Annotated in this window: 8 protein-coding genes and 5 pseudogenes; 4 read left to right on the forward strand and 9 right to left on the reverse strand. The window is 41.7% G+C overall.

Going from position 1 to position 8,989, the window contains the following annotated elements; translation table 11 throughout:
* Nucleotides 1-204: 204 nt before the first annotated feature.
* A pseudogene (locus V7K89_RS36145) lies at nucleotides 205-423 on the reverse strand (peptide chain release factor-like protein); the annotation flags it as partial.
* 97 nt (nucleotides 424-520) lie between these two features.
* Between V7K89_RS36145 and V7K89_RS28015 the strand changes: the two are divergent.
* A pseudogene (locus tag V7K89_RS28015) lies at nucleotides 521-1,324 on the forward strand (IS5 family transposase).
* An 81-nt stretch (nucleotides 1,325-1,405) separates the two neighbouring features.
* Here V7K89_RS28015 and V7K89_RS28020 read toward each other — a convergent pair.
* From V7K89_RS28020 to V7K89_RS28040, 5 genes and pseudogenes are all read right to left on the reverse strand, one after another.
* The gene (locus V7K89_RS28020) at nucleotides 1,406-1,807 is read right to left on the reverse strand and encodes a PCRF domain-containing protein (protein WP_335193074.1); all 402 of its coding nucleotides are present in this window, start codon (nucleotides 1,805-1,807) and stop codon (nucleotides 1,406-1,408) included.
* Nucleotides 1,808-1,978: a hypothetical protein gene (locus V7K89_RS28025; protein WP_335193076.1), complete on the reverse strand. Its 171-nt coding sequence runs from the start codon at nucleotides 1,976-1,978 to the stop codon at nucleotides 1,808-1,810.
* Between the two features lie 218 nt (nucleotides 1,979-2,196).
* Nucleotides 2,197-2,925, reverse strand: coding sequence for a Bax inhibitor-1/YccA family protein (locus tag V7K89_RS28030; protein ID WP_335193079.1), 729 nt, complete (start codon nucleotides 2,923-2,925; stop codon nucleotides 2,197-2,199).
* Nucleotides 2,926-3,037: 112 nt separating this feature from the next.
* Nucleotides 3,038-5,755: pseudogene (locus tag V7K89_RS28035) on the reverse strand (pPIWI_RE module domain-containing protein).
* A 28-nt stretch (nucleotides 5,756-5,783) separates the two neighbouring features.
* Nucleotides 5,784-6,359 carry a hypothetical protein gene (locus V7K89_RS28040; protein WP_335193081.1) on the reverse strand — a complete coding sequence of 192 codons (576 nt, stop codon included), beginning with the start codon at nucleotides 6,357-6,359 and terminating at the stop codon, nucleotides 5,784-5,786.
* Nucleotides 6,360-6,528: 169 nt separating this feature from the next.
* Here V7K89_RS28040 and V7K89_RS28045 point away from each other — a divergent pair.
* Nucleotides 6,529-6,780: pseudogene (locus V7K89_RS28045) on the forward strand (aldehyde dehydrogenase family protein); the annotation flags it as partial.
* 89 nt (nucleotides 6,781-6,869) lie between these two features.
* Here V7K89_RS28045 and V7K89_RS28050 read toward each other — a convergent pair.
* Entirely contained in the window at nucleotides 6,870-7,043 is a 174-nt protein-coding gene (locus tag V7K89_RS28050; RefSeq protein ID WP_335193083.1) for a hypothetical protein, read from the reverse strand.
* A gap of 137 nt (nucleotides 7,044-7,180) precedes the next feature.
* On the opposite strand from V7K89_RS28050, the gene V7K89_RS28055 reads away from it, so the two are divergent.
* Together V7K89_RS28055 and V7K89_RS28060 are read left to right on the forward strand one after the other, a co-directional pair.
* On the forward strand, nucleotides 7,181-7,420 hold the full coding sequence (locus tag V7K89_RS28055) for a hypothetical protein (protein WP_335193085.1): 240 nt from the start codon (nucleotides 7,181-7,183) through the stop codon (nucleotides 7,418-7,420).
* Nucleotides 7,421-7,535: 115 nt separating this feature from the next.
* Entirely contained in the window at nucleotides 7,536-7,760 is a 225-nt protein-coding gene (locus V7K89_RS28060; protein WP_335193087.1) for a hypothetical protein, read from the forward strand.
* Between the two features lie 171 nt (nucleotides 7,761-7,931).
* On the opposite strand, the gene V7K89_RS36150 is transcribed toward V7K89_RS28060, so the two are convergent.
* Both V7K89_RS36150 and V7K89_RS28070 read right to left on the reverse strand, forming a co-directional pair.
* Nucleotides 7,932-8,108 carry a pentapeptide repeat-containing protein gene (locus V7K89_RS36150; protein ID WP_442941780.1) on the reverse strand — a complete coding sequence of 59 codons (177 nt, stop codon included), beginning with the start codon at nucleotides 8,106-8,108 and terminating at the stop codon, nucleotides 7,932-7,934.
* 51 nt (nucleotides 8,109-8,159) lie between these two features.
* A pseudogene (locus V7K89_RS28070) lies at nucleotides 8,160-8,752 on the reverse strand (caspase family protein); the annotation flags it as partial.
* Nucleotides 8,753-8,989: the final 237 nt, after the last annotated feature.

The raw sequence follows: 8,989 nt of genomic DNA on the forward strand, positions 1-8,989 counted from the left end.
TATAGGTTACAAAAGTTACTTGAAATTATCAAGCACTTCTTTACCCACTGAAGTAGTGAGATTTAGCTGTTGCAGATAGGCTTTGATAAACAAATCAATTTTACCGTTTAATACCTCAGTCGCAGCAGATGTTTCTACATTAGTGCGTAAATCTTTCACCTTGGTGTCAGGATGCAAGATATATTCCCGGATGAGCTTGTTGGATAGAGGTTTTATCTGTCGGGGTTGAATTTTGTCAAGCTGGACACCTTGAGCTAATGCGTAGGCGTAGCCCGTCGTAGACATCGCCAACGGTTTACTTTTGAGAATAGCTAAGGCTTTCTCTTTGTTTTGCATTTGACTGCGCTCTTGGTTACAAAATACACTAATCCCGCTAGGAATGTGAACCACCTTTACCCAAGTTTCGGAGTGATTAATATTCCTGATATTGCATTGCCACCTAGGGCGTGTCATCAAATAGGTATCAATCTATTTTAGAATTAGTAGCCGAAAGAGAATTGAGTGAACAGGGAGGAATGCGATCGTGACACGTCGCTATGCCTTGCGGGATGACCAGTGGGAGCGCATCAAAGACTTACTACCAGGACGGAAACAGACGGTAGGAGTAACAGCGAAAGATAATAGATTGTTCGTGGAAGCTGTACTTTACCGCTACCGAGCAGGTATTCCCTGGCGGGACTTACCCGAACGATTTGGAGATTTTCGAGTAGTTCATACCCGTTTTAGCCGATGGGCAAGGCGTGGGGTGTGGCTTGAGGTATTTGAGGCGCTAGCCTCGGATGCAGACAATGAATATGCAATGATTGACTCGACCATTGTACGTGCCCACCAACACAGTGCTGGAGCAAAAGGGGGGATACTAAGAGCGAAGCCATCGGTCGCAGTAAAGGTGGACTAAGTACGAAAATTCACGCCCTGGTCTATGCCTTGGGTAATCCAACTTGCTTTCATTTGACTCAAGGACAAGCATGTGATCTTGATGGAGCCGAGGTGTTATCCCTCTTTTCTTCCCCGAAGGTAACAAAAGAGGGATTACTCGAAGACCTTGTAGCCGATACACTGATTGCAGACAAAGGATACGATGCTGATAAGCGCGTAATTGAGCGACTTGAACAATATGGCAAAACGGTGGTAATTCCGCCCAAACGCAATCGCATTCTCTAACGTCAATATGACAAAGATTTATACAAAGCACGACAACGAAAAAGAGAATTTTTTTGCCCAACTCAAACAATATCGAGCGATCGCCACACGTTATGATAAGCGAGCAATAAACTTTCTCGGCGCAATTTATCTTGCTGCTACCGTTATCTGGCTTAATTGATGACACGCCCTAGTTATTTGCAAATCCTTCTCTAGAATCTCCCACTCAACGGACTCATCCAATATTGGGATAACTTCCACACTAGCTAAACTCGTCCGCAAGCCTGTTAATAACATCAAAGGGGGATATCTGCTGTAGTTGATGTGTGCCTGTTTCTGATTTGAGGTAGCCGTATGCACAACTTGCTGTAATTTCTAAGGTTGCATACTTAACTCCACTCTCATTCCCCTCAGAAATCTCTACTACATCCAATTGATAATTGTGGCTTTTTCCCCAACGCCAGTACATTTGCAGCAACATATATGCCCAGTACTGACTGTCTGCATTATCAACCTCAGCAGTAATAGTGAGTAATGCACCTTTTTTGTCGTGGGAGTCAGACAATAATTGTCGTATTTCTGCTGTTTCGAGTTCTTGTTGAAGTTGGGTAAGGTTGGTTTGGGCCTCTTGCCACAATTGCTCATCAGCTGATAATTCCAACAATTATAACGCAGCCTTGATATCTTCTAGAGTCGAACACCAGCGCTGATATTGCTGATGTTTGTAGAATATGAAGTATTCAATTTCTTGAAGTGTCTCATAAGCAAGGGTTGGATTATTCCAAAAACCAGGTTGAGCAATTACTCGATCTAAATATTGAATTCTTGCAGTCAAATATTCGAGGTCAAAGACAGTCTTCGGTCTTGCTCAAGATATTAGACAACTTTTCTACTTCGATTTTGACATTTAAGAATTCAAGCATACTTTTGCTCGCTTGAGGCTGAACTTATCTATCTATTCTACTATTAAAACGAAGAAAAAACCGTGATTGCTAAAAATTCAACCACGGTTTTACTTTATAAAACTTGACTTTTGTTAGCGCCTACAGATAATTAATCGCGGCCATTTATGGCAATTAGCAACCGCAAGATAAAGATGAACAAGTTGATGTAAGTTAAGTACATCGACAAAGCAGCAGGCAGATATTGGTCATCACTGTAAGTGCGGGGCAAGATGTAGAAATCGACAACAGAAACCCCAACAAACAGGAATACTCCTAAACCGGAGATAGCAATTTCTAACCAATTTGGCGTGTAAACATTAAACATGGCAAACCCAAATTGAGCAAGGCACACAACCACCAAAGCAATGACACCAAGATTGATGGTTTTCGTCAAAGCCATGCCGTCTTGTTCAGAAAGATTTGAACCAATTTGACGGGCAGCAATAAAGGTGACACCACAACCAAGGGCAGCCAAGCCAATGCCTTGAATGCCAACACCTTGGGATCTCAAAGCAACAAATACCAAGCCACTGAGAGTATATCCAGACAAGAGGCTGTAGGTTGCTAGCAAGGGTAGTGCAAGACCCTTATTACCTTTTTGGGCAACATTTTGGGCAACAAAGAACAAAATTAACTCCAAAATCACCGCACCAATGAAGGTGGGAAAGAAGATTTCGGGGTTAGTGCGGATAATTCCCAAACCGCCGTAGGTTCCTAATGCCGTAAGCACTAATCCACCACCAACGTAGGGGAGGGCGTTGGCAATCACGTTTGGGCCAACCAGGGCGTGAGATTTAGCCTCACGGAAAGCTTCACGAAAATTACTGGTATTGCTCATATTGAAAAACTGTTTTTTAGGAAAACGTTCTGCTTATTCCTATTCTTACCAATCTTTGAGGTTAACAGCCAAGGATTTAATAGGTTGCAAAATCTCAATGGCAGTATTGTTGTTAAAAATTAGAATCGTCAGTCTCTGAGAATTCCACAGGATCTTTAGTACTGACAGCATATTCTTTAGCCTTAATTGCAAAAGGGAAAGGCAATGGTAGAACAACATCATTGGCAAAATAAGGCCAACGACTTCTGAGAGAGTGGACAAAATGAGCTAGCTTGTCACCCTTGATTTCTGGGTGATGAATCAAGGCTATTTCTAAGATTCTCGCTTTTCCAGCTTGCCTGCTACCGTTGTCAAGACGAGACTGCTATCTGCGTAATATGTGCTTTTCAGTATTTAAAGGTTTTCTAACACTCAAGTAGAGCGATCGCTCCCCATCATCACATACATTCTGCCATCGATAAACACCACTGGTTCGACTACCAGGAGAATCTTTAACAATAGCAACTGGCACTTCACCATTATCTGCAATTCGTAAGCGCACAATCCAGAGGCGATTTATTTCTTCTTGTGAAAGGTGCTGTTTCAGCGCTTGTAGTGGGTCATTAGCTAGTAAATTTTGATTTTGTAGCCAGTTCAGCATTTTGCGAGCATTTTGTGCTTCTGCCATGAATAGCACACGAGGGGATTTTTTATCAGTAATTGGAGTATTTAAGCAATCTTGCAAACATTCAGCAACAAATTTATTGATTAATCTTTGTTCTTTTGTTTGCTCCTTGCGCTTTTGTTCCTCATCAAGTTCTTCATTACTTTCATCGTAGGAGCTGGTGTCCCAGTCTTCATCTGAAAGATGTACAAGTCCAACAGGATAAGATACCCAACCTTGTTTATTAAATAAATCAGGTGTTGTTAACTCCACTTTTGCTTTAAGTGGATTAACTCTAATCATTAAAACAACAGTTTTGGGAATATTTTCAGCATTTGTTTTGCGAGTGCGACGTAGAACATAAAAGCACGTTAACCAGACATCAGCATCAATCCCATCTTTTTCAGGATTAATTAAAGGAGTATCCGGGAAAATTCCGAATTGTCTTAGTAAGTCTGATACTGCTTGTTTCACTGGTTCTAAACCAGATTTTTTCAGCTTATCCGGGTCTGTTATGGTAGTAATTCGGTGGATATATTGATTGAGATAGCCTGCTTTCACTGCCCCAATCCGCCATGCTAGTTTGGGATCGGCTTCAGTTTTGGGAGGTTTAGGTCTGATTTCAATTAAGGCTCCGCTTAGTTCTTTCGTTTTAGGTATAAATGCACTAATCTTGTTAATGCGTTCTGCTAATAAATCAGGACGTTGCTGTTGATAAGTTTTCCTCGCTTCAGAAAAACTTTTAATTTCTAGGTTTCGTGTGAGGTCGCCAACGTGTTGAGTCTTGATGCATAGCGAACCGTATGCTCCTTCATAAATATTGCTTACGTTTGTCGGTGATAAATACAGTAACTTACAAATCTCATCAATTAGTGCATCACGACATTGTGGAGTTTCCCACAAAATCAGTATCGTGTGAAGAGGATTTTCAAGTTTACGAAATACTGCTGGCGCTGCTAATTTTGGTCGCAGCATTGGCGTAGCTGAATGATTTGGGTCTTCAGATTTCTTGGCTTTTTTAGGCTTGGAAGATTGGTTATCTTCATCAACAAGTAGAGGAACAATTTTATTTTTGGGTTTCTCTAAAGGCCAGAAAATAAAAACATTACCTGTCACCCTCTCAGCCTCACCCACTCTCTGAACAGGAAGACATGCTTCAATAGCTTTATCTAGACTAGCTAAATCCTGTGGACTGACACCACCTAAGCACGGTGGATCTCCTAATTTAGAAGTGTAGGCGATCGCAGCTTGAACACCATTAGGAATTGTGTTGATACCTGACCAATTGTGATTTGGGTTAGAAACGAAATTATTTACGTCAGGAAGTTGAGAGTCATTGAGAGAAAAAAGATTGCTGATGGCTTGAGGCCATTTCCTTTGCTCTCCATAACGCTTGATCATCACTGGAATAAAGCAAAAAGGTTGGCGTTGACCATCTAACCACCGACGGTTATCACCGATATGAGCTTTCACACCTGGGTACGGTATATATTTCAGAGGTTGAGTCAGCCAGCGTCGAACTGATAAATGATAATAGATAATCGGTTTTTCGTGCCAAGGGACTGTTTGCAAAACAAACTCAAGGACAAACGAAATATATGCTGTTTCTATTGTTTCTTTTCCTTTAGGAACCGTAACTTCACTGGGAGGCCATGACATTAACTCAGCGCCTTGGAGGCTAACTACTCAGTAAAATGTCAGTTGATACTGCTCATCAACACCAAAGGAAACTGTTGGGTTTTGGAGAAACTCCTTGGCAAGGTAATCTGGAATTGCTTGGTAAAGGTTGCTTGTTTCGACCTTATCTTGAGGATGAAGTAAATCATAAATTTTTGGTTCTTCCCAGTGCCAATCATCATTATTCAGATTTGCAAGCTGTGACTCAACATTTTCTAAAGAACTAAATTCTTCAATCAACCAATCTTTAATATAGTTACCCAAGTCAGAAAGGTCTATGGTTTTTGTTGCTAACAACCAAGGTACATTGCCTCTCTGCCAGCCATTACGCATAGTCTTGATAATCTGAGGAAAGCTACCAACTATTAAAGGGTCGAGGGAATAAACTGGTACGGCTCGATAACCTTGACCTCTGAATCTGGCACGCTGTTGAGCAAGGTTGTTGGCGACTTGTCTCCATGTAGTAGGAACATAAATTGCAGAGAGTTTGTATGTTGGATTTTTTGCAATAAGTTCCTAAGCACCAGGAAGAATAATTTTAGTCATAGTTTAAGTTTCTTTGTTGCATTTGTTGAAGTGCGTTCAAAAAAGCACTATAAAGCGATCGCGCCAACACATCCTCACTTTCGATATAAGGTTCCAGCACCTTGATAATGGCAACTAAAAGTGAAGTGGTTTCGCTGTCTTGTTCGCCTATAGCTGAATTTGGGGCAAATTTTACGTCTAGAAAATGGACTACTGCTGGTACACCACCACGCACCAAACGCCCGATGATTTGCCAGATACTGACTAACTGCGTCCAGCAAAGTACTGATTGCTCGTCCTTTGTTAGTTGTTTGAAAGACCACGCCGTGTAGTTCAAATTGACCATCTCGGCAGCAGCATTCTGGTAAAAGATATCCGCAACCTGAGTTAGGGTTAGGTTTCCCAATATTGATTGAGCTTCTTCGTACAGAGTAGAGTCTTTTTCGTGCTTCAGCGCCCAAGCGTTGAGTTGCTGAACGATAGATTGCCAGTTATCAGGTATTGGCATGGGTCTATTGAGGAACAGCACTGCACCGAATGCGGCTTTACCTTGAGCATTCAAGATATTGTGACCCCGTTCTAGAGCCATCAAAGGAGCAACTACAATTTGAGTGGGTAAATGTTGTAAATTCCGAATTTCACTTCGAGGAATACCATGAAGATGAGCCGGAGCATTGTCACGTCGGAGGGTAGTAATACCGTCATCGTTGATGTTTATGTCGAAGCGGTAGCGCGATTGTAAGATAGACGCGACCCATTCCGATTCAGTTTACACCCGTGATATCAATCGGGCTTTTACTGCTATGCGCGACATCGAAGCAGGTATCACTCATATTAACGGCCCGACTATTGGGGCAGAGGTACACTTGCCCTTTGGTGGTGTGAAACAAACTGGTAACGGACACCGCGAAGCTGGAACTACTGCTTTGGATGTTTTCACAGAATTGAAAAGTGTCTATGTTGACTTCTCTAGAAGTTTGCAACGCGCTCAGATAGATAACCGCAGTTAATTATCTGCAAATAGACTTGGGTTAAGGCTTGATTATCCCTAACCCTCCTTAAATTTGAATTTGTTTTGCTGCTTTAAACGGTTGCAAACTCAGTACATAGCACTTCTTGTTTGAATGCAGTACACCGCGATAAACGGTAGGGGCATAGCAATGCTATGCCCCACAAAAGCTTGTATTTGACGCAAGCGAGAACGGCTATATTTCCTCGCTTCTGGAGGCTGAAAAGCTAGGACAATATCACTAGCAGTAACACTTAAATGCATTAACTCAATCCAACAAAGTGGCTCCCCATGAGCGACAGGCGTGCGGTTTCTAATTGCTCATTTCGCTTGTCGTTAGACATTGCTTGCAGAAGTTTGGGATAATCTAGAAGATATTCAATCAGTAGCTTGAAATACCTATGACTAATAAGAAAGAATTAAGAAGTGTTGCTTTGGAAATTTTATTATTTAATAATATTGAGCAAAAAGAAACATTTTTGTTTGTGAGTAGGGCGTTATTTTCGAGAGTTATTAGTTTAAAAAAAGCCGCAGAAATCATGGAAATAAAACCTGATGTATTTATTGAACTATTAGATTTGATGGGGCTGGAATTTTCTTACTTGACTGAACAAGATATCGCTAGAGAGAAGGATTGGTAGGGTGTGTGAAGGTTGTTTTAGATCAATTGTATCAAAACATCCTGGCAATGAATTTCAGAGTCAATAGATTGCTCTTTGATGCCATTTTTTCAGATTAGATGCAGAGTTATCAAAAGTGGTTTCAGAGTTTACGGGAATGACTTCAGGGATGACGGGAGTGGCTTCAGGGTTTACGGGAGTGACTTCAGGGATGACGGAAGTGACTTCAAGGTTGACGGAAGTGGCTTCAAGGTTTACGGGAGTGACTTCAGGGTTGACGGGAGTGACTTCAGAGTTGACGGGAGTGACCTCAGGCGATCGCTTAATTATAAAAAATCACTACCAGCGAAGCAATCTCTGAGGGTTGCGATTCGCTTTACTCGTTCTGACAAATAAATCTTTTTGTTTTGCACATAGACGTAAAGAAGACCGCAAAACAACTACTTTTAGTCGAATAATAAATAATGTAGAAAAAGTTTGTAAAAAGTTGCATTGCAGGATTGAGTAGAAGTAAAAATGCAACCCAAAGTATTCACTTAGCTGGTTCTGGTGGTAAACCGAGCTTGGCACGAAAATCCTCGGTGTATATTGCCTTATCCCAATTTTTAGCAGATTTGACTTGCTCAGGAGTTAGGTTTTTGACACCAATGAAGTAGGTATCGCTAAGGTCAGCATCGCTGAGGTTGGCACCTTTAAAGTTGGTATCGATGAAGCCGACACTATTAAGATACGCACCGCTAAAGTTAACACCATTGAGGTTGACACCATCGAATTGGGCATAAGTGAGGACAGCATTGATAAAGTTGGCATCACAAAGCGACTTCAAAATTACGAGAAGCCGCAATAAAACACCTGTCTCTGCCTTTACCGCGATCGCCTGGATCTGCCTCTGCAAACAAAATTTAGCACTTCCCCGCTATAGCAGCAATCCAAAATCACAATTTGTTGTCTGACTTCACTTTCTTGCAGCAGTCGTCGCAGCCATTGTAGAGATAATCCCCAATTACCCGCATCGGGGTTGACTTCACTCGTCGCTAAATAACCTTCCTGAATTCCGACATTTTTCCGCAATCCATGACCAGAAAAATACAGTAGCGCTGTGTCTGGCGGCTTCCCATCTGGCTTAAACAATTGGACGATCGCTTTTTCTAACTGAGTTAAACTAACTTTAGTTTGCTTACCGATGCGAATAGTCTGGTTTTCCTTGTCTTTGACTGCTGGTAGCCGCGTTACCCGAAATTCCCCATATTGTTGTAAGATTTGAGCGATCGCTTCAGCATCCGTAGCTGGTGCGTTGAGACATTTTAAGTGGTCATACGTATTAATTCCCACCACCAAAGCGTCTCGACTCATCTTAGAAAGCCCTATGATAGTTGTGCCGAATTATTTCCAGCTACAAGAAATTTACCGCATTTTCCGTAAAAGTTTTTAGGGTAGCACATCTGGGCTACCCTACACGCAATTCTTTTAGGCAAGATTTATCCTATGACTCAACTAATCCCTCTTTTGTTACTACGGGGAGAGTATAATCAGGAAGGAAACCGGAAATAGTAATTAGCAGGGATGGTTACGCCACGCAGAGAAGCAGTA

It is taken from the genome of Nostoc sp. (assembly GCF_036917515.1).
Classification (GTDB): domain Bacteria; phylum Cyanobacteriota; class Cyanobacteriia; order Cyanobacteriales; family Nostocaceae; genus Nostoc.

Excerpts from the sequence above, each read along its gene's own strand:
- V7K89_RS28030 (WP_335193079.1), bottom strand. The coding sequence starts at position 2,925 with ATGAGCAATACCAGTAATTTTCGTGAAGCTTTCCGTGAGGCTAAATCT.
- V7K89_RS28040 (WP_335193081.1), bottom strand. The coding sequence starts at position 6,359 with ATGGCTCTAGAACGGGGTCACAATATCTTGAATGCTCAAGGTAAAGCC.
- V7K89_RS28050 (WP_335193083.1), bottom strand. The coding sequence starts at position 7,043 with ATGCATTTAAGTGTTACTGCTAGTGATATTGTCCTAGCTTTTCAGCCT.
- V7K89_RS28055 (WP_335193085.1), top strand. The coding sequence starts at position 7,181 with ATGACTAATAAGAAAGAATTAAGAAGTGTTGCTTTGGAAATTTTATTA.